The sequence below is a fragment of the Lentimicrobiaceae bacterium genome, from assembly GCA_028697555.1.
Lineage (GTDB): Bacteria > Bacteroidota > Bacteroidia > Bacteroidales > UBA4417 > UBA4417.
The window spans coordinates 1-21,529 of sequence record JAQVEX010000042.1; the positions used below are offsets into that span (position 1 = coordinate 1).

Below are 21,529 nucleotides of genomic sequence, written 5' to 3' on the forward strand. Positions count from 1 at the left end.
GAGGTCTTATACTCAGCATAAGCCTTCAAGCTTGGGAGCCGAACTAGTTCACCTCTCTTTCTCTGGTTCTTCAGTTATTAATTAATAACAAAAATAATATTAAATTCATTTTGCAAAACTAATAGCGGAGCCGAAACGCCCTACTCTACAACATCCTTATTTTTTTAAATTACTGAAATTAGTTTCATTCTGACATTTAGTTAACTCATTCAATAAATTAGTCTCTCCTTTTATCAAAGCTCTTTTTTATGTTCATTTATAACCAAATCTTCGCTATTTATCAATTTGTAAGGCTTACCTAAAACTTACACTATTTTAAAGCATACTTGCGTCTAATCTAAGTTTTCCATCTTTACCGTCATATAATTCAACTCTTATGTTATTTTTTATCCCGATAAGTTTTTCATCTTCTGAAACAAAAATACTATCATATTCAGTAAAGAGATAATTTGCAATTTTTTTGTTGATATATTTATCCAAATCTTCTACCTTATCACTTAGTTTTCCTTCACTCGTAACTATCAGATTACTTTCTATTTCATCTACAAACTCTCTAGTCTTATCTAATAAATCCTTGCTTAAGATAGTCGCATCGTCTAAAGCCCAAGTTAACAAACTGACTAAATCTTCAGTGTTTTTAATTAATATTTCCATTTTCCTTTGATTTAGGATGGTCAGTAAAACTTACAGCCATCGTATAATTTACAGAACAAATGTACAACATTATTCTCTAATAAAAAACTTTTAATCCAAATATTTATTCGTTAATTATTTGTCCTCACAAATTAATTTATTCTGCAAAACACTATGTAGGTATGCAGGTTGTGAAACACTATAAATATTATTGCTATTAGAATAAAAAACCAACGCTTGAAAGGTAAATTGAAATAAAATGAGTCTGCAATAAGTCCTATACCAACTAACCACAACAATGGTGTATAAGCAGGAGCCATAAAGACTAATATGTTGCTACTTAAATGACTTTCGGGAAAACAAATCAAAAGAAGCCATGATAAAAAATATAGCAATATTCCTATCAGGTATAGGAGAAGTCCTTTTTTTTGAAGCGGTGTAGCTATGCGAAGTGGCATAAAAAGTATTAATGCAAAGATTATGGCACGAAAAATATTTTCCCCGTAGGTGATAAATTTCGGTATTTGACTTTGGAAAATTTCGGGCTGAAAAACTTCGGGTAATTTTGGAGTCAGAAATATATTCCAGACCAAAATCGGGATAGTCAGCAAAAAGCAGTTAAGCAAATATTTATAAAAAGGATACGATTTCATTATATCGTTTATTTCTTCTTCCAATACGGTTTAATCAATCTATTACGTTTGTGGCACAAAATTAATAGCACAATTGTGGCAATTAAACAAAACAGTGTTGCTTGAATTGAACCTTCGGGTCCAAATTCTCCACCGGTCAACCACTGTGCTCCTTGTATTTTTGTTGTCAGCAACGACTTCCCTACCGAGCCGCCCGAAACATTTGCTCCGAAAATCCCACCCTGCGTGAAGTTCCAAGCAAAATGTATTGCAATTGGAAACCACAAATTTCTTGTATAAATAAATGCTACTGCCAATAATAATCCGGCTTGAATTGCCAGACCTAATGCAGTTATTAATGAGCTGTTCGGATTGGCTAAATGCAACGCCCCAAATATTAATGCAGAAATTAATAATGCCAAATAACTTCCTAATTTTTCTTCAATTATTCTGAATAAAACCCCTCTGATAATAATTTCCTCAAAAATTGCAGATGAAAATGCCATTATAAATGCAGGAACGAGAAACAGAAAACTATTTACCGAAACAACTGTAAATCCGCCTTTTAAATAAATTACCAAGATTGTCAGCGATTGTAAAACCACGCCTAACAAAAGACCAACAACCAAACTCTTACCCATGCCTTTTGTCGATAATTCAGTAATTTTTCTTTTCTCGTAAAATTTAAAAAGATAATAGTATGCGATAAGAGCCAAAACTGCCGAAATTACTACAGTAATTACTTCGTTTAATTCTTCCGACATTGAAATTGATTTGAAAAGCTCGCTAAATAATAACAGTGAACCTGCATATACACTTAGTACTACAACTATTCCGACTATAATTCTTGTTAAAGGAAAGTGTAAAAACTTATGTCCGAAACTTCTTTTTTTCATTGTTTAATTCTGATTGGTTATTGTTTTTTTATTTTAATTGAAGTCGCACTTTGGCTGTTTATCTACGTTTTTATGGCTTGTTTCCGATATTCTAATTCTAAATTCATCGATTAAAACTTTACTGTTACCGTTATTCCAGATGTACGCTTTTAATGTACAGTTTGAAGCCGTATTTTTATACTGTAAATGATTTAGAATATGACTCCATTTGTTACGGTCTATGAGCTGTGCATCAATTGAAATTCCTTCCCAAACTGTATTTTTTCCATCGCAATCTATTGACATTATTAAGGAAACATCTTTCGTTTTTTTATAATTGCTCGTCTTAACCCAAAAATCGGCTTCTATTCTTATGTTTTCGGCATTTATGCTATCTAATGGCAAAGTAAATGTGCCGGAAAACGCTCGGGGTTTCAGATGAAAAGAATTTTCTCCTTCAAAAGCATCTTTCGAAATCAAATCGTCGTTTGTTTCGCTCCAATACTCTTTTTGGTACTCTTCAAAGCTGTTTGCAGACTGAAATATAGTACTGTCGGAAACATTTCCAACACAAAAGAAATTATTGATAACATCAGGTTTATCAAAGTTGTACGTTTCCCAAGTTATGTTGATGTTTTTCTTTAAAATATTTTCATTAGATGCTTTAAACATAATTTCTTTAACCGTTAATGCCTTGTCGGAATTAAATACGTAAGGATTAATCCATAAGCCATCGCTAGCATTTTTCGGAACGATACGGTATTTGTGTATGGAATTATCGTCAAGCTTTAGATAAATCCAAAACTGCTCATCTTTGTACAAAAAACTTTTAATTCTTTGCAGAAAACTTTTATTAAAACTCATTTTAGCTCTTAGTAGCTGTCCGTCGTTCAATGTTGGCACATTTTGCCATTCCGACCAAGTTGACTTTTCTTCAATAGCAGATGTGTTTACTGTTGGATTCAAAGCATCGCCCCTTTTACGAACAATAAGAAATCTATCGTCGGAATACCAATATTCGTAAGTTTTTAATATTTCTATGATTGTCTGCGGCTCGTCGTTAAGCAGATATCTGCTATCAATACTCGAATACTGCCCGCCATTTACATTTTCTGCACCAAGTTTTTCAATAATCAAATATTCGGGAGCATTTTCACTCGAAAAATGTAAGGCATTTTGTTTATCTAACCAAGAAGTATAAGAAGCGTAACTATTAATTACAACTCGTGGCTGCCAGTTTAAATTGTTAGCAGGAATGACTGAATAATCCCATGGGTAAACATCAACGGTAGAGTTTCCTATTGAGTCTAAGATATTATTCGGCAATTTATTAACCGATATCTCTTCTTGCGATATTTTTTCCGATTCCTTTTTTAAATCATTAAAATTGCTAACAAACTGAATAAAGTTGTTTGCTCGAAAAATTTCATACTGATACGGCTTATAATTGACTGAATACGTGCAAATTATTAAAAACAGAATATTTGCAAATAAAATAATCGACAGATTAATAAAAGTCTTTTTCTTGTAATACAATAGAAAAATGACTGAGCAAATAAGGAAATAGACGTAAAAATCTTTCGCATGGTAAATATCCTGACGAGCCATTCCGTGTTTCCACGAAGCAAACAAGCTCAAACCAATCAATATTGCATAAAAACCGAATTTCCTTGTTCTGTTAAATAATATCAATAACAGCGGTGTTAAGATTAACAAGCCAACGACTAACCAATTGTTATACGGATAAAAAGCTGCCGCAGAAGAGTTGTCTTGCACCAAATGAAGCATGCCCCAAATGTATTTGAAGAAACCCTTAAAAGTGCCGTACATAACAAGCCAGAACAGTAATATCAGTCCCAACGGTGTCAGACAGTCGAATAGAAAAGTTTTAATATTTTTATCACGATAAAGATTGTAAGCTATGAAAGAAACAAACAACACACCCGACATAATGGCAACGTACGCCTTGACGTAAAAAGCAAATGCCGTTAAGAAATAAGCAATGTATCGTAATTTTCTTTTTTTACGCGGATAGGCGTTGCAATACAGCAGAATAAGGTTTGCCAAAATAAGCTGATTGAACCCTGCAATAATTGAAATAAAGTACGCAACAGCAAAGCTAAGCAGCCACTTTGTTTGCTCCGATTTTTTTGATAGAAGTAATATCAGGTTGTAGAAAAGCAGTAGTTTAAGAACAGAATCAACAATGGTTGATAGTAGAATGTTTTCCGGCAACGGATACATGAAAAAAGCTAAAGAACCGTGCGGAAAAACAATGTGTTTTCCTAAGGTTAAGCCATTTTTAAACAAATAATTAAAAACCCAAGACAGTGGTGGGTCAATTCCGACAGAATACACCCATACAGGATTTGGAAAGGTGCAAATAATCAACAAAAAGCCGACTAAAATGAATTTCAAAAATTCTTTTATCATATTTTTATCGACTGATTTTTTCATGTGTAGGTCTGACTGGTTTTTAATTTGCTGGGAATTATACATCTAAGTTGTCTTATTTTTTTCAGTAATCTTACCATCCGAAGCAGTTGTCAAGTATTCCTTGACAACTGAATTCTCGTTTAATTCTCCTTCGGTGAAAGTATTCTTTATATGTAAACTTATATTTTGTTTAGTGGTTTGAAACAACTCTACCATAGACGCTTGAGTAAGCCACACGGTTTCATCTTCCAAACGAACCTGAATTTTCAACTTACCGTCCTCGGTTTGATATAGTAAAATTTCACTATTTGATTTTTCGGGTAACATTTTTTAATTAATATTTGCGTTTATAGATACAAATCTACAAAATTTGTAAGTATAGAACTTGTAAAAATAAAACATTTTCACTTCACACACTTAAAAATCAATATTGAGCAATGATTTCTTAACTTCTTCATTTCTGCTATCAAATTGACACCCGCACTAAAGATGCAATTCATATACAAACGACTCCACCACTTACGTGCTGTAATCACATCGTCATAGTGTTTGGTAATTTTAGAATAAGCTCAATTTTGTTTCGTTTTTTTATTCATTCTTTAATAATTTTATTCTTCCTACTTAGGTGGCCGAATGCCGAAAGCGTACCGAAACGCCAACTCCTAAGTCAAAACTCTGAACTCAAAACTTCAGTCTTTCGTCTTCCTCTTCGGATACCAACCCTTGCGAACTCGCTCGCGTTGCTCGAACATCTCACGAATGCCCCAAAAAGACGAAAAGGCAAACACACCTAACAATATCGACAAAACCTGATTAGCTACAAACAAAGAACCGGCTATACCTGCCAGACCCATTACAAGAAACACCCACCAAAATTTCACACCAAAATAATACTCGGCTTTAATTACAAGCGGATGAAACAGCCCAATAATAAGAAACGAGCATATACCCACAATTATACCAGAAAAATTTAGTTCTAACATAGTTTTATATTTTATCTATTACGGCTATTGAACAAGGTATTTTCCCATCGGCTGTAATAAACTTTACATCGGTATAACTTGCTTCAGAGAAAAACTGTTCGTACGATGCAAAGGTAAATTTGTTTTGAAATCCCGCACCCATTTTGCCATAGATACGAGTAATTTTCTCTTGTTTGCTTGTAACGATATAAGTCGGCACAATGATTTTCCCACCCTGACGGCAGACACGCTCCAACTCACCTAAAGCACTTTGTGGCTGCTCAAGTAAATGAATAACGTTACCTGCAACAACTTTGTCAAATGTGTCGTCTTCAAAATCCAAAGCCGTTATGTCAGCCGTTCTGAAATCTATGTTTGTAAGGTGTCGGCACTTTTTTTCTGTTCGTTGCATCATCTTTGTCGAGAAATCCGTCGCTATCAGCTTTTTGCATTGTGGTGCAATAACTTTTGTGAGCATGCCTGTTCCGCATGCACACTCTAAAACGGTGTCAGTCGGCTCAATAAGTCGTGTAATCTCCTCGCATAATAACCTATGTGTTTTTGCATTTATAACATTCACAAAAATATCATATACACAGGCAACACGATTCCAAAATAGTGCATTTTTGTTCATCTTTTTATGTTTTAAACTTTATTTTATACTTAAGTCTCTCGACTTCTAACCTTGATATCATATTCTTTAGCACGCCCCAGCATCAATAAATGTCCGCCTAACATCCATATATTACCTATGCTAAAGGCGCCGACCATTATAGCGTTTATTATCGCATAGTTACCGAAAACGCCAATAATGCTGACAAGCAACGTTCCAACCAACATAGAAAAAACCCAACACCAACGCGGATAAGGACTAAAACCTCCTGCTACGACTCTTACATGTGCATAAACCACTGTTATCCAACATATTAAAAGAAGCGTATAAAGAGGCAAAAGGAAATAAGATGTTAATTTTATGGAAGTTGCCAAAGCTGTCTCGGGACTAACCGCCGTCATATACTTATAAAAAAGAGCAGACTCAACGGAAGACATGTGTACACCGGCACCACCAAAAGCTAAAAATCCCAAAATTCCTATTAAGTACGACCTAGCATATTTCTGTGAATAAGGCTTGAGAAGTTTATAAATCCCAAAATGACCGACACAAGCGATAGGAACACCAATCAACCCTAAAAGTGACGACCAGAACATTCTTTTGTCAGATACTGTAAGATGCTGTGAGACTTGTTGCTCTATTCCTGATAAACTCATATCTTTAACGCCCCAACCCATAAGAAAATCACCTACAAGGATAATAATTGCACCTACAATGCCTATTTTCAGTAAGAGTCTTACTCTATTCCAATCTATATTTTCCTGAATTTTAAATTTGCCCTTCACAATTCCTTTTAACTTTTGCACTTTTTTCAACTAATTTACTCTATTGAACAGATTAGGTTTACTCTTGTTGCTCTCGATTAAAACTAACATTTGGCAAACCGAACAAGATTCTTAGTAATCCATGAATAAGTGCAATGGGAAAACATAAAGGTCCAACTACAATCATTACTAATTCATAAAACAACGAACTGTTTTTGTATGGTTTTCCGTGAAGTCTGGAAAGAAATGCGCTGAGAGGAATTCCGAATATGTTCCCTGATAACATGACCTGACATGCCGAAAGAATAACACGTGCTTCTTTTTTTCCATATTCTTCGACAATAGCATCGTAAGTGTTTTTTTCGGGAAATCCTCGTGAATCGGCAAAGTGCTGAGCAAACATTATTGCTTTTGCTTCTTCAGGCTTAATAAAATTAGTTTCTCCGTTCAAAAAACTGGCTATTTCCTCATTGCTCATGCCTTGTTGCAGAGCCATTTTTGTATGTTGATAAGAGCATGCAGCACAACCGTTTACTTCGGTTACAGCCAATTGCAAACGTTCAACAAAATGAGAATCAACTAATTTACTTTTTTTATTTCCAATAAGAATTGATATTGCTTTTGGAACAAAAACGAGTGAACGATAATATTCGTACAAATTAAATTTTCGTTTATAGCTACCTTTTTGGGTTACCGATTCTGATAATTTTTTATTCATATGTTTATTTTTATAAATTTTAACTTGTGATTTGGTTTAAGACAACTTTGGAAAATACCGCCTCAAACAATTGCACAAAATTAAAACTCTATTTTTATTTATGCAAACATATATCTATATTTTTATATACGAGCATATTGGCATCCTTTAATAATCAACAACTAATGGCTTCCGTCTTCGGACTCCCTACTTCTGTCTCCCCACCATCTCCGCATAATATCCACCTTTACTTATCAGCTCCGCAGGCGAACCCTATTCGGCGACCGTGCCATCTTTCAATACAACTATCTTGTGAGCATTGGCAACCGTTCGCATACGGTGAGCGATGATAAGCACGGTTTTATTTTTTATCAGTTCCGATTTTGTCATTTTTAATTCATCTTATACCCCAATTTCTCCACGCAATCTTTGATCTTTTCTTTGGAGCAGTTACCATCCACTTGTAGCGTCTGCGCCTCTACATTAGCGACAACACTTTTCACCCCTCCTAGTTGCAGGACTGCCTTTTCCACATTGCTTTTGCAGTGATTGCAACGCATTCCCTCAATGGAATAAGTGTGGGTATTTGGCGTATCCACTGATTTTTCTTTTTTTCTCATATACTTCAAAACAAAAGCATTAATAATAAGCCCTGTCAGCACAATGGCGGAGGCAATTTTTAGCAATGACGTGGATTTACATCCGCCGTAGCAGCTATGCGTGTATTCGCCGAGTTTTGCCGTAAACCAGCTTGCGGGTAGAAGGTAATCGATTATTATGCCGAAAGTTAGCGCACCAACAATCACTGAAAGAATGTAAATTAGAAGCGTTTTATTGCCCATCACACTTTTTACAACCGTCATGGTGCCCATGTTGGTGGCGGGTCCGGCGAGCAGTAGCACCATGCCTGCACCGGGCGAAATGCCTTTCAGCATGAGTGCAACAACTATGGGTATTACCCCTGTGGAGCAAAGGTACATGGGCATGGCAAAAGCGAACATTAGCAACATGTTGAGTATGGGACGTTTCGATAGGGATACGAACAGGTCGCTTGGCACAAGCGTAGTTATGAGCGCAGCGATTACTAAACCCAGTAGCAACCACTTGCCAATGTCCTGTATCATGGTTACGTAGCCGTACTTCAACGCCTCAATCATTCTGTTCTTGGGACCGGCACTCTGTATTGCACAGCAGCTGTCGTTTGCAGATGCAAGCGGTTTGTCGTCTTTCGACTTGATGCGGTTTGCCATGGCGCCACCAAAGAGTGCCGTAACCAGCGCCGCCACAGGTCTGACAATAGCAAATGGCAAACCCAACATGCCATAAGTAGCCATAATGGAATCGACGCCGGTTTGCGGGGTAGCAACCAGAAATGAGATGGTGGCTCCACGCGATGCACCCTCCTTGCGCAACGACATGGCGGTGGGTATTACCCCGCAGCTACACAACGGGAGTGGGATACCAAATAATGCCGCCATTAATACCGACTTGAAATTATTCTCTGCTAAATACCTAGTATAGATACGTTTAGGCACATAGGCGTGCAACAACCCTGCGAAGAAAAAACCAAGCAGTAGGTACGGAGCCATCTCGTATATCAGGTTCAAAAAAGATAGTATTTTATCCATTTGAGTTTTTTTTGAACAGCATGTTGCAATTATCCAAACACTTACTATTGAATTATTTTATAATCACTTTTTTTGCAATATGCTTAGCATCAGCGCTTATTCTTACAAAATACAAACCTTTAGGCATGTCGTTACAGTCAACTTTTTTCGCTATTTCGCCAGCAGTCATATATTCGTTAGCGATGGCTTTTACTTTGTTTCCTAGTACGTCAAATAAGTCAATGCTAACCATTTGGCTTTTTTCAAGTTGGATACTTACATTAAAATAGTTTGTTGCCGGGTTAGGATATATTGATACATTTTTAGCAGAAGCTACCTCATTTGTAGCAGTATTAAAATTCAGCTCTAAATACGGTCTTTTAGTTTGATCATCAGCTTCTTTCGAATACATTTTTGCAAACTTAGTTCCATTTTCAGCAATAATAACAAGTCCGTTATTTGTAATATCGTTTTCCATCCATTTGTCAACAAGTTGCGAAATATCAATTTGATACCAACCTATTTCTGATGTAAATGTTGTAGATCCATAAACTTCTTCGTAATGTGAAATATTAGTGTTAGTAGGCCAGCTTCCCTCATCCCATTCTTCGTTAATAGCATAAACTGAGCATGGAGTGGGGCTACCGTCAGGTGCATGGAAAAATTGGTATAAATTCAGAGTTGCCGATTCTAATGACTCGTTAGTAAAGCTAGACAAATCGAATTTAATTAATGTTTGATGATAGTTCTGCATTGGCGACCAATTTGCAATCCACAGTTGAGTGTTAGATGGAAACATTGACGAGTTTCCGGCGTTTGTTGTCATATCATCGCATGGATACGCGATACTTTGAGCATTAATAGTTAAGGTGCTAATAATTAGCATTGAAATAAGAGTTAATGTTTTTTTCATTTTGAGAAATTTTAATTTGTTAATATTAATTTGATTATTATTTAAAAAGTCACTTTAATACCGGCGTTTATGCTTCTACCGGGTCTTTGCATCCAGTAGAACTGATAATGTTCTCGGTATAATTTGTTGAATAGGTTTGTAACCGATGCTGTTGCGTGTAGGTATTTGTTTATTCTCCACGAAGCAGTTGCGTCTACAACAACGAACTCGTTGGTAGGAATTTCGCCAACAGCAATTTTTGAATGTTTTGCATTATATCGACCTGCTAATGCTACTGATAGCTTGTTGCTGAGGATATAATACTTGGTTTGTAAGTTAGCTTGAAACGGCGGAATGTTTGATAATCTGTATCCGTTCTCTTGTTCTCCAACCACATACGACGCATTTCCATTTATTATTAATTTTGGTATAGGTTTGTACATAAACGTTACTTCGCAGCCGTACAGATAGGCGTGTTTGTTTTTAAACTGACCGCTTGTGTGAAGCGAGTCCCATTCAAGTATAATCATGTCGGATATGTTATTAAAAAACAAATCTGCTGAGAAGTCAAACTTGTCCGAATGCTTGGTTTTTATTCCTAAGTCAAAGTTAAGACTATGCTCTGGTTTCAAATCGGCGTTGCATATATTGCTTCCGGCTGGTGTCATGGTTGTTACAAATAGTTCTTTTGTAGAAGGCGACCTAAATGCTTGTCCCATATTAAAAGTTATACTAATATCGTTTATAGGTTTATAAACTAATCCCAAGTTTCCGCTAAATGCCTTATCCTTTTTTGTTTTTGTTGTATATTCATTTAAAGAGTAGTCGTACGGCGGACCTTCAAACGTTCTCTTTATCGTAAGGTTTGCCAATGTTTTAAATGCGTTCCATCGTGCTCCGCCGTTTACAATTAACTTGTCGGATACGTTATAGTTAAACTGTGCAAACAAGCCGGCGCTGCGTTGATAAGAATTATGAATAACAGTATCTTTTGAGCCCTCATAAAGCATTTCGCCAATAAAAAAGTTAGGATTACTTGGGTCATAGGCGAACGCACGTAAGTTTTCGTCAATATGAATACCATCGCGCTGGTAAAAATCGAAGCCAATGTATAAATTTAACTTAGATACGGGTAGCAGCTTAAATGTGTGCTGAAACACATAATCGTGATTATACAGGTTCTTCCTATTATTTAAAACTCTTCCGTATATTATAGGTCTGTAGTTAAATATTCTGGCTGTGATTTGGTGTTTTAAAGCTGAGGCTTCTATAGCCATTTGTGGTAGCCATGATGCTATATTATTCCATTTGTAAGATATTCCGACTTTATGGTAGTAGTCTTTTGGATGCAGAGCGTTCAGAGAATCGGAAAATCCGGGCTTACCAATTGAATCGGCGAGACTAATTGAGCCATTAAGTTGTACAGAATGGTTTTGAGATATTTGCCATAATATTTTACTTGTAATCGACTTTTCGGAGAAGTTGGTTCCTTTAACTATCTCTTTATTAGCATCTTTGTACGAATTTGCGTTTCTTTTTCCGAATGTGAAATGAATGAAAACTTTGTCTTTAATTTTTGTGTTTAACAACAGATTTGCATTATACCCATTGCTAGCCGATTGATAGTTGCTACTAAATACACCACCGACGTACTGGTTTGACAGTGGTTCCATGTAGTCTTGAGTAATTATATTTATTACCCCTCCAATTGCGTCGGGTCCGTAAAGTGTAGAGTATGGTCCACGCAGAATTTCAACACTTTTAATATTCAAAGGATTAACAAATGAACCCGGAGGACCTGTATTCATTTCAATGCTTGTTCTATGTCCATCAACCAAAACCACAACACGCTTGTATGCCAATCCTCGTATGGCGCTTGCACGATGATAGCCTTGCCCTATAAGCGAAATAGCCGGCTGATATTTTGTTATTTCAGGTAAATTTTGCGAACCACTTTGAAATACATCTTCTTTTGATATTATTGACACTGGTGTAGTTTGGTCGAATAATGTAAGCTGATTTTTAGTTGTACTTATTGTAACCTCGCTCAGGTTGTAAACACTTGGTTTTAGATAGATTTGTAAGTTTTTAGAATTGCTCTTAGAAACAGAAATTTCTGTATTGCTGTACCCTATGCACGAAAACACTAATGTTACTTCTTCTTTTTGGATGTTATTCAAAGTAAAATGACCATTGTTATCAGTAAGTGTCCCGATTTGAGTGTTTTTTAGTAATACAGAAACATTTCCTATTGGTTTGCCGTTTTCATAATCTGTAACAATACCGTTTATATCGTAAGCGTATAGCGTAAAAGATGGCGTTATTATTAGCAGGAATAATGTTAAGAAAACAGAATTAAATAATTTTGTCATGTTATTTCGTTTATTGTGTTAATACTTTTTTAGTGTTACTTATTGTTACTTTGCCTCTCTACCATTTTCGCAAACTCCCCTTTTTGCTCCATCAAATCAGTCGGCTTACCCTGTTCGACAACAGTGCCATCTTTCAACACAACTATCTTGTGAGCATTAGCAACGGTACGCATACGGTGAGCGATGATAAGCACGGTTTTATTTTTTATCAGTTCCGAAATTCCGGCTTGAATTTTGGTTTCGTTTTCCACGTCAAGGCTTGCGGTGGCTTCGTCTAACAGCACGATAGGTGTATCTTTGAGCAATGCACGAGCAATAGAAATACGCTGACGTTCGCCACCCGAAAGTGTTTCGCCGTTTTCGCCCAAAAGTGTATCGTAGCCATTTGGTAATCGTTCGATAAATTCCTCACACTGAGCTAAACGAGCCACCCGCCTTATATCCTCGTCTGACGCATCTTTGCGCCCGATACGGATATTTTCGGCAACAGACGCATTAAACAGCACCACATCTTGAAATACCACCGAGTAGTTTTTAAGCAGAGCTTCCGGGTCAATCTGCGAAATATCTTCTCCGCCGAGCGTTATCGTGCCTTTATCAATATCCCAAAACCTTGCTGCAAGTTTTACCGATGTACTTTTCCCACCACCCGAAGGTCCGACCAAAGCTGTAACTTCGCCCTGACGAGCAGTAAACGACACGTTGCGAAGGACCTGTTTATTTTCTTCGTATGCAAACGATACTTTATCGAAAACAATATCGTAATTTTTTACCGAGTATTCTGTTTTTCCTTCCTGCACAGGCATCTGCTCCATTTCACGCATACGGTCTAAACGCACATCCAAATAGCTGAGAATAGCCATATTGTTAAGCACTTCGTTTATAGGATTGTAAAAAATGCCCGAAATAAGTAAAAACACCAAATAAGTTATCAATGAAACGCTGCCCGTTGCCAAGAGATAAGCTCCCGCTATGATTACCGTAGGCAATCCCAATTTCAGCAAAATATACGAGATGTTCAGCAAAATGCCTGATGCAAATTCGGTTTTCATCAAACTCTTTTCGTAGCCTTTGATTTGAGTTTCAAATCCGCTCATATAAGCAACTTCGCCATTGTACGACTTTATCTCTTGCACGTTTTCGATAGCTGCCTGAATACTTTCGCTTACACCGCGTTTAACGTGATAGTTTTCGACAAATGTTTTCTTCATCAATCGTCTCGAAATCAGCACAAACAACAAGGCAATCGGAACTACCCAAAGCAACGCCAAAGCTAACTGCCATTGATAAAAGAATAGTCCAACACCCACTAATGTTATGCTGATAAATGATGCAAACAGTTGTGGTACAGCGTGCGAAAATATCTGCTCTAAAGCACTGTTATCTTCCATAATCGTATTGGTAAGGTCAGAAAGATTTTTCTCGCCAAAAAACGCCAGCGGCAGTTTGCGCAGTTTTTCCGCAAGACCTATTCTCCGTTTTGCACTCTCTTTATATACATTGATATAGGTACTTTTGTATTGAAAATAGGTAACAAGATAGATTACCAACAGAAAAGCCAATCCCAAAAGAGCGTAAAACCAAAATCCGTGCGGCTTACCGCTCGTAGCAAGGTATTCCATCAGGAAAATAAACATAAACATAGCCGGTAACATCAGCACGATGTTTTGTAGCGTAGATAAAACTACTCCGCTTATAAACGAAGTTGCACCTTCCGGCGAGAGAGCAAATCGTTTTTGAAAATATTTATTGAGTGACATAATTTATAAATTTTTTAGTCGGAAGACCGAAGTCGGAAGTCCGAAGGGTTTGTATTAAGATTTATTACTAATTTTGTAAAAAATTAATTGATTATGAAGTTTAAATTTGAAAAACTCACTATTTGGCAAAAGGCTATGACCTTTGGCGAGGAAATCCATCATCTTGCTTGTTCGTTTCCGCGAGAGGAACTGTTTAATCTTTCTTCTCAGATTAAACGTGCAGCCGACAGTATCGCTTTGAACATATCCGAAGGTGCTATTGGACAGACAAATCCAGAATTTCAAAGATTTATGAGCTATGCAATTCGTTCTATGGCAGAAGTTGTTACCTGTCTTCACAAGGCTAAACTTCGAGAATATATGACTGATGAAATGTTTGAACATCTTTATAATGAGTCTTTTAATTTGATGAATATGATGATTGCCTTTAAAAAGAGCATTAAGTAGTTGGAAGTCGGAAGTCGGAAGTCGGAAGACCGAAGTCCGAGGGTCTTATACTTCCGACTCCCGACTCCTGACTTCGGACTTCTCAAAACGTCCACGCAACTGCCTTTTGATACTCATCCCACATAGAGCTGTATATTCCATTTTTAGCAATTAATTCCGAATGAGTGCCTTGTTCGGCAATTTTGCCTTTATCTATTACCAAAATTTTATCCGCATCCTGTACAGTAGTCAGACGGTGTGCAATCATCAGCACGGTTTTTCCTTTCATCAACTCACTCAAGGCTTGTTGAATAAGGTGTTCATTCTCAGGGTCGGCAAAAGCGGTGGCTTCGTCTAACACCACGATAGGCGCATCTTTTAGAAATGCCCGTGCCAACACAATTCGTTGTTGCTCGCCACCGGAAAGATAAGTGCCGTCCACACCGATTTTGGTGAGCAATCCATTAGGCAGGCGATTGATAATTTCACGACTTTGCGACAGGTCAATAGCTCGTTTAATTTCGGCAGGCGATGAATCAGGCTTGCCGTAAGTGATATTTTCTAAAATCGTAGTCTTAAACAGTTTACTGTTTTGAAACACGAACGACACGTTCTCCATCAACTCTTCTTTGGCGATATCTCTTACATCTTCGCCACCGATTTTAACGCAACCTTCCGCCACGTCCCAGAAACGTGGGATAAGTCGAGCAATGGTGGTCTTTCCCCCGCCCGATTGTCCCACCAAAGCATAGGTGCTGCCTTGCGGAATATGAAACGATACACCGTCCACGGCAAAGATGGTAGCTTCGGGATAAGAAAATCGCACGTTATCAAATTCGATATCGTGTTTTTTAATGGATTGCGTTTGAGCTGCTTCGGGTAGTGGTGGCGTTGAAGTGATATTCTCGATACGCGTCAGTGCTTCGCCCGCCAAAAACAGGTTGTTTTGCAAGTACATTATTTTCATAACATTAGCACCGATAATTGGCGTAATAAGCAGATAAAACAATAAGTCGCTTACAACTACCGATAACTCGCCACCCCGCCCAATAAGCAAGACAGCAAGAGGAATGAGAAAAAAGGCGAAGCCGTTGATTACAGCGGTGTAAATACTCATTGGGTTACGCCACGTGAGCGTGTAAGGGATTACCAAATCTCGATAACGGATAATACTGTCGTAAAATCTGCGAAAAGAGAAAACCGTTTGTTGAAACACTTTTACCACCGGAATTCCCCGCACATATTCCACCGCTTCGGCACTCATCTGTTCCTGTGCGGTAAGATAATCTTTCATAAAATGATTGCTTTCAGAGTCCATCATATATCTCATAATCACAACTGTAATTCCGATAGGAATTAAACAAGCTACGCCCATTCGCCAATCGAAAACGAAAAGCAATACAAATACCAACACAGGCGAAACGATGCTTGCCGCCAAATCAGGCAGTATATGTGCCAAGAAGGTGTGCGTGTTTCCTGCATCGTCGTCGATGATTTTGCGTATTCGCCCGCTCGCCTTGCTGTCGAAAAAGCCTAACGGCATACGCAGCAATCGATTGACAGCTGTTGTTCGCAGGTTGCACTCTACCCGAAACGCTGCCAAGTGCGACAACATCAGTACCACGAAGTAAAGTAAAACACTGAATACTGCCGCGGCAAATGCCCACCAAGCATATTGATTCACAGCAGTACCTTCCGGTGAACCGTCGCTAAGTATAAGCGTACGAACGATAAACCAGACTAAAACTGCTGGCACTAAGGCTAACAGCCCATTAAGAGCCGATAGCACCAACGATATGGGAAGCAGGATTTTTCGCTTCCCCATATAGATTTTAAAACGTTTTAATGTATTCATGTTTATTCAGTTTGAAGTCGGAAGTCCGAAGTTGGAAGTCCGACTGCTATTTGTTATTTATTCTTTTTTTTGAATCTCTATTTCATATTCTTATGTTCATCTTTTATTTTTCTCATTCAAACCTCTAAACTTCGGTCTTCAGTCTTCCGACTTCTGACTTCATTCAAACTCCATTCTGTTTATCGACATCTTCATCATTTTATCGCCAATCCTTGCAAACAAACGATGCGAAAAACGAATACCTGGACTTTTCATATCATAATAACCCAACATATAGCCCTTTGAGGTAACCTTTATTTTCTTTGACCAATTCAATTCCTTTTTGGGATTATTCACGTAAAATAAACCCTCTACATCGCTAATGCCCATATTTTTTATAGCTTTCGACATCATCAGCTTTAAACCGAGTTTTCCAACACTATCGAACACCAAACAACCTTTCGGATACCTTTTCGAAAGTTCTAATACTAAGGACTTTACTTCGCTTCTTCTAAAATAATGAAACACGCCGGCTGCGAAGAAAATAATTCCGTTAGAACCGTCAACTTCTTCCATCCACGAATAATCTTTTAAATCGCAAGCAACACTTTTTTCTCTCTCCTGTTCAATAATCAATTGTTTGCGAACCGATATAACATCGGGGAAATCGACATTTACGATATGACAAAGTCCGTTGTCGCAGGCTTTGCCTGTATCGTCCAATCCGCAGCCAAGATTTACAATCGTTGCTTTTGGATGCTTTTTTAAATACTCTTTAATCTCCCACATTATATCTAATTGCCGCATTGCTGCTTCGAGAGAACCAAATTCATACAAAAACGATTTGTTCTTTTTCTCTAGCTCTGAAAAATCGTAGTCAAGCCTATCACATAATCTCTTTGCATAAATATCGGTATAAAGTTCAGGGAATTTTTCGGAACACATTTTTCGTCCATATAGTGGGATTATTAAAGTTTCCTGAACACTGTTTTTTGCTATGTGTATTTTTTCTGATGCCATATAAAACTAATTTTTGATATTAATTTTCCATTTTGGTTAGAAGTCGGAAGTACAAAATGTTTCCTACTTCGGTCTTCTACCAAAATACCTCGCTGTTCTCTTCTTATATTCAAGATAGCCTTGCCCATAAGCCTCCTCGCAATATCGTTCTTCGCCGAGAATAATGCCGTGTGTTGCGAGTATAAACGGAACAGCTAAAATTAGTAGCCAAAGCGATGCCGATGCAATGCATGCGGCTACCACGCCAACGGTAAAAAAGAAATACATCGGGTTGCGAGAGTGACGATATATACCACGTCTTACAGGTTTGTCTCGCGGTGTTTTCACATAGGCATGAAAAGCAGCGATCATTCCAGCCATTGCAAAAGCAAACAGTAAGCATCCTACTAAAAACCAAGCAGTACCTACTTTTAGTGGAATAAATAGCGATAATATCAGTATTGTCCATTGTAAAATAGTGCTTATAGTGGCGTAACGCTTGTCTTTCGGTGTGTACCACGAAGTATCCACAGCTCGCTTACCACCTTCTTTAAATAAAAACATATACACAAATTGTATCAATACAAGTGTAAAAAGTGGTATCCAAGCGTTTAGCCAACCGAGTTTGAAAGTGGTGTAAAATTGTAGTTCGTTCATAATTCTTATTATTTTATTGTTTAAAGTTTGAAGACCAAAGTCACAAGTCAGAAGTTGACTTCTTAGTTATGTATTTATCATATACAGAATCAAGTAGCAGCTAATTGAATATTAGCTTGCTACTTGTCTACTCAATTTTATTCAAAAAAGTGTATAAAATAGAGATTACCTTCGGTTGTTAGCACATGTTTAACCTCTTTTGTTTGAGGATTATATGAAAAAGCTCCCGATATTTCATCTCCGAATGATGCAAAGATGGCTTCACCTCTGTACATTTCTATTAGAACGCTATACCCATCCGTTAGTGGTAAGCCTTCAATCTTTTCAATAGTTTTAGCATTTAGGTCAATTTCAACTGCCATTGCATTCTTTGCAGTATATGGGTTTGTTCCGTTAAACTCCATAATACATACGTAAGCCACTAATTTTCCATTGCCAATATATTTACTACTGTATATTGCGGCAGGCTTGTAACACACTTCCCTTCCATTATCCTCGTGTTCTGTTCCTTTTATATCTGTTTCGGAAATATCCCACGATTTTGATGCATCAATATCATCTGAACCTGAAGGAATACAAACAAAACCGTTCTTTTTATATTCGGGATTGTATCCGAAATATCCAGCACATGCAATCCAAATATCGTTTGTTTCAGTGGTAAAAATCATATCTTTAAGGTAAGGACGAGTTGGAAAACATAATCCACTTGATGTTTCAGTGGTTACTTTAAGCACTTCGTCGGTTTGGGTGTCGATAACTGCAATATCCACTTGTCGATGATCTGCGTGTGGCATCCAACTCTCGTCTAATTGGTTCAGTGGTAGATAATATTTCCCGTTACGAATAATTCCGTATGAAGGATCGGCACTTGCATCGGAGTGAGCGTATTGTTTCAGGTCTATTTCACCTATTTTAGTCATAGTTGTGGGATTGATAACCCAAACTCTACCCAAGGCGTACAATGGAATGTAAGCTTTTTCTTCATTTACTCTGGTCATGTTGACGGGAAATGAGTTTGATATGATTTGCAATTCACTCTCATCTTTTAAACCTGCTTCCGAACGTGCATATTTAACGATACTCTGTGTGCTTGATGTGCCAAATTCAGGAAATACAAACACATCATTGTCATACACTACTATCATGCTACTAAATCCCACCTGAATACCTTTCGTGTTATTAATGCTCCCCGACAAAACGGGTATTTGTTGCAGGTAGGAAGAACCGCTTGCTCCATCCGGATTTTTTACAACTGTTTCAATCAGAATATTTCCCGCTCCGCCTAATAGCTGTTCTTCGGGAATAGGATCTTTTTTACACGATACCGAAACGGTTATCATTACGCTAAGGGCTATAAGTTGCCAACTTTTAAAAATTCTGTTCATTTTCTTTTTATTTAAATTTATTTATAATTATTGTTGAAGTCGGAAGACCGAAGTCGGAAGAAATCAGTGGTTCAAAATGCTTCGGTCTTCGTACTTCGGTCTATCTAAAAACGTATCTTAATTTCACACCTAAGTTTCTTCCAGGCAATGGTCGATTGAACTCCGAAAGGATTTTGGCATTAGTTATGTTGTTTATTTTGCCTGATAAAAAGAGCCGTTGGTTCATAAAACTATGCTCAAAACCTATATCGAATGCAAGACTTCGTGGTAAACGACGTTTAGAGTTTTCAGTCAACTCAAAATCATAGAAATACTCTTCCACGAATGCCATATCGGCAAAGACACGTGTATTTTGCTCTTTTCCACCGAAAAGGTTTTCTTTATGAAATTCCAATCCTGCATTTGCCATAAAGTAAGGGATGTTTGGCATTCGTTTGTTTTTCGTTGGGTTTGGAATGCTGCTGTTTTCTTCGTATTGGCGCACATCTCGCAAATCCTGAAAGGTAACGTTGCCATATCCGTACAGAAATGAAAAAATATCGGCTTTAGCTTCAAATTCTACTCCAAGTGTACGCATCTCGCCAAAATTTTGGTATTGTGCTCCGAGCATTCCTTTTACAAAGCGTATCATATCGTTCAAGTGCATATAAAAGCCGCTTACTTCCAACTGTAAGTTACTGCTTTGTTTTCCTGTTAAATCGTACAGTAGTCCGACATTTACGCTTCTATTTCGTTCTGGCATAAGCCGTTCAGACGGAGCGATAGAATAACCATCTCCTAAAAGTTCCGTTTCAGAAGGAATGCGTACGTCGTAACCTGCCGAGAGTTTTCCCAACAAATCGGGCGTAAATCGATAACGAAGTGCGTCGCTGACACCGAAATTGCTTTTGTTTAAATTAATATCTTCGGGAGGTGAAGAAACATAAAAATTTTGATGTTTTGTTTGCATCGTGTACAAATAATATCTAACTGTAAGCGAATTGAGAAACTTGTCGTTATCGGTTCTAAAATTGTGAGTTATTCCACCTACCCAACTTACCATATTAGAATTAAAGTCGATTTTCTTTCCCAAACTAATCTCTTTAAGCGTATCTGAAGGATATCCGTTGGCAAGCGTGAAAAACGAATTGATACTTAGTGAGTGTTTTTTGTTTATTGTATATTCTAAGTTGAATTTATTTACTGCCACAATTTTCTTATTGTTTGAGAATGATGGGAATCTGTTACCTAACTCTCCTCCGTAGAGCGAAATGGTAGGGTAAGCTACACCGTCCCAGTCGTACCATGCTTTAGCAGTATCAACAAGTTGGTATTGTGTATAACCTGCTGAAGTGCTTACATCCAAATCCAGTCCTTCGATCAAGAAATCATCTTTCTTCAAAATATTATTTAACAAGTAAACTCTTGAAGAGATATTAGCTTCCCTAATATCTGTTTCAATACCCTGTATTTGTCGATAGATATTAATGAATGCCGGTTCTATTTCCACCTCGTCAAACCACCATTTGCGGGCTTTAATACTTCCTCCGGTGAGTATTTTTTTGAATTTATCGTGATTTCGTTTTATTTTCAACCCTTTGATATAGGGCGATTCCATTGTGTAATCGTTGTCGGCGTACGTATATCCACCACCTATACCTAATACAATTCCTTGCTCTATAAAGTTTCTTTTTATAACCGTTTGTAATTCGTTGGTATTGAACGATGCATGCTTATAACTTATATCGGCGTAGCGTTCAGGATATTCTCTCATAACGATATTTACCGCTCCACCCATTGCAGAGGCACCGAACTTTGCAGGAACCACACCTTTATATACTTCAATACGATCAATCATATCTATTGGAATATCGTTTAAATCAACAAAGTCTGAATAGTCGCTGATGGGTGTTTCATCAATAAAAAAACCTATTCTTTTGCCTTCCAATCCACGCAGCGAAATCCGAGAAGCACTTCCCACACCACCAGACGAACGAATAGTAATA

At 37.4% G+C, this 21,529-nt stretch carries 19 protein-coding genes and 1 pseudogene; 1 reads left to right on the top strand and 19 read right to left on the bottom strand.

What is annotated here, in order from left to right; translation table 11 throughout:
• Nucleotides 1-315 precede the first annotated feature (315 nt).
• The 14 genes and pseudogenes from PHP31_07405 to PHP31_07470 all read right to left on the bottom strand — a co-directional run bounded on the left by PHP31_07405 (nt 316) and on the right by PHP31_07470 (nt 14,243).
• Nucleotides 316-654 (bottom strand): hypothetical protein, encoded by a 339-nt coding sequence (locus PHP31_07405; GenBank protein ID MDD3739105.1) that lies wholly within the window; start codon nt 652-654, stop codon nt 316-318.
• Between the two features lie 131 nt (nt 655-785).
• On the bottom strand, nt 786-1,310 hold the full coding sequence (locus PHP31_07410; GenBank protein MDD3739106.1) for a hypothetical protein: 525 nt from the start codon (nt 1,308-1,310) through the stop codon (nt 786-788).
• Nucleotides 1,295-2,161, bottom strand: coding sequence for a CPBP family intramembrane metalloprotease (locus PHP31_07415; GenBank protein MDD3739107.1), 867 nt, complete (start codon nt 2,159-2,161; stop codon nt 1,295-1,297). The genes PHP31_07410 and PHP31_07415 overlap by 16 nt, the downstream gene beginning before the upstream one ends.
• A 33-nt stretch (nt 2,162-2,194) precedes the next feature.
• Nucleotides 2,195-4,597, bottom strand: coding sequence for a hypothetical protein (locus PHP31_07420; protein MDD3739108.1), 2,403 nt, complete (start codon nt 4,595-4,597; stop codon nt 2,195-2,197).
• Between the two features lie 42 nt (nt 4,598-4,639).
• On the bottom strand, nt 4,640-4,903 hold the full coding sequence (locus PHP31_07425; protein ID MDD3739109.1) for a hypothetical protein: 264 nt from the start codon (nt 4,901-4,903) through the stop codon (nt 4,640-4,642).
• 362 nt (nt 4,904-5,265) lie between these two features.
• Complete coding sequence (locus tag PHP31_07430) at nt 5,266-5,559, bottom strand: DUF4491 family protein (GenBank protein ID MDD3739110.1); 294 nt, start codon at nt 5,557-5,559, stop codon at nt 5,266-5,268.
• A gap of 4 nt (nt 5,560-5,563) precedes the next feature.
• A complete protein-coding gene (locus PHP31_07435) occupies nt 5,564-6,172 on the bottom strand; it encodes a class I SAM-dependent methyltransferase (GenBank protein ID MDD3739111.1) in 609 nt (202 codons plus the stop codon).
• Nucleotides 6,173-6,201: 29 nt separating this feature from the next.
• Nucleotides 6,202-6,957, bottom strand: coding sequence for a hypothetical protein (locus PHP31_07440; protein MDD3739112.1), 756 nt, complete (start codon nt 6,955-6,957; stop codon nt 6,202-6,204).
• Between the two features lie 37 nt (nt 6,958-6,994).
• A complete protein-coding gene (locus PHP31_07445; protein ID MDD3739113.1) occupies nt 6,995-7,633 on the bottom strand; it encodes a carboxymuconolactone decarboxylase family protein in 639 nt (212 codons plus the stop codon).
• Between the two features lie 186 nt (nt 7,634-7,819).
• Nucleotides 7,820-7,993 (bottom strand): annotated as a pseudogene (locus PHP31_07450) (ABC transporter ATP-binding protein).
• Nucleotides 7,994-8,004: 11 nt separating this feature from the next.
• Nucleotides 8,005-9,240: a permease gene (locus tag PHP31_07455; protein ID MDD3739114.1), complete on the bottom strand. Its 1,236-nt coding sequence runs from the start codon at nt 9,238-9,240 to the stop codon at nt 8,005-8,007.
• Between the two features lie 52 nt (nt 9,241-9,292).
• On the bottom strand, nt 9,293-10,132 hold the full coding sequence (locus PHP31_07460) for a DNRLRE domain-containing protein (protein MDD3739115.1): 840 nt from the start codon (nt 10,130-10,132) through the stop codon (nt 9,293-9,295).
• Between the two features lie 41 nt (nt 10,133-10,173).
• Nucleotides 10,174-12,483: a TonB-dependent receptor gene (locus PHP31_07465; GenBank protein ID MDD3739116.1), complete on the bottom strand. Its 2,310-nt coding sequence runs from the start codon at nt 12,481-12,483 to the stop codon at nt 10,174-10,176.
• Between the two features lie 35 nt (nt 12,484-12,518).
• Nucleotides 12,519-14,243, bottom strand: a complete 1,725-nt coding sequence (locus PHP31_07470; GenBank protein ID MDD3739117.1) for an ABC transporter ATP-binding protein — start codon at nt 14,241-14,243, stop codon at nt 12,519-12,521.
• Between the two features lie 93 nt (nt 14,244-14,336).
• On the opposite strand from PHP31_07470, the gene PHP31_07475 reads away from it, so the two are divergent.
• Nucleotides 14,337-14,690, top strand: coding sequence for a four helix bundle protein (locus tag PHP31_07475; GenBank protein ID MDD3739118.1), 354 nt, complete (start codon nt 14,337-14,339; stop codon nt 14,688-14,690).
• An 82-nt stretch (nt 14,691-14,772) separates the two neighbouring features.
• On the opposite strand, the gene PHP31_07480 is transcribed toward PHP31_07475, so the two are convergent.
• From PHP31_07480 to PHP31_07500, 5 genes are all read right to left on the bottom strand, one after another.
• Nucleotides 14,773-16,524, bottom strand: a complete 1,752-nt coding sequence (locus PHP31_07480; GenBank protein ID MDD3739119.1) for an ABC transporter ATP-binding protein — start codon at nt 16,522-16,524, stop codon at nt 14,773-14,775.
• 159 nt (nt 16,525-16,683) lie between these two features.
• Complete coding sequence (locus PHP31_07485; protein MDD3739120.1) at nt 16,684-17,523, bottom strand: class I SAM-dependent methyltransferase; 840 nt, start codon at nt 17,521-17,523, stop codon at nt 16,684-16,686.
• A 63-nt stretch (nt 17,524-17,586) separates the two neighbouring features.
• On the bottom strand, nt 17,587-18,159 hold the full coding sequence (locus PHP31_07490) for an isoprenylcysteine carboxylmethyltransferase family protein (protein ID MDD3739121.1): 573 nt from the start codon (nt 18,157-18,159) through the stop codon (nt 17,587-17,589).
• A gap of 137 nt (nt 18,160-18,296) precedes the next feature.
• Complete coding sequence (locus PHP31_07495; GenBank protein ID MDD3739122.1) at nt 18,297-19,544, bottom strand: hypothetical protein; 1,248 nt, start codon at nt 19,542-19,544, stop codon at nt 18,297-18,299.
• A 100-nt stretch (nt 19,545-19,644) separates the two neighbouring features.
• The coding region (locus tag PHP31_07500; GenBank protein ID MDD3739123.1) for a TonB-dependent receptor at nt 19,645-21,529 on the bottom strand (1,885 nt) is incomplete at its 5' end.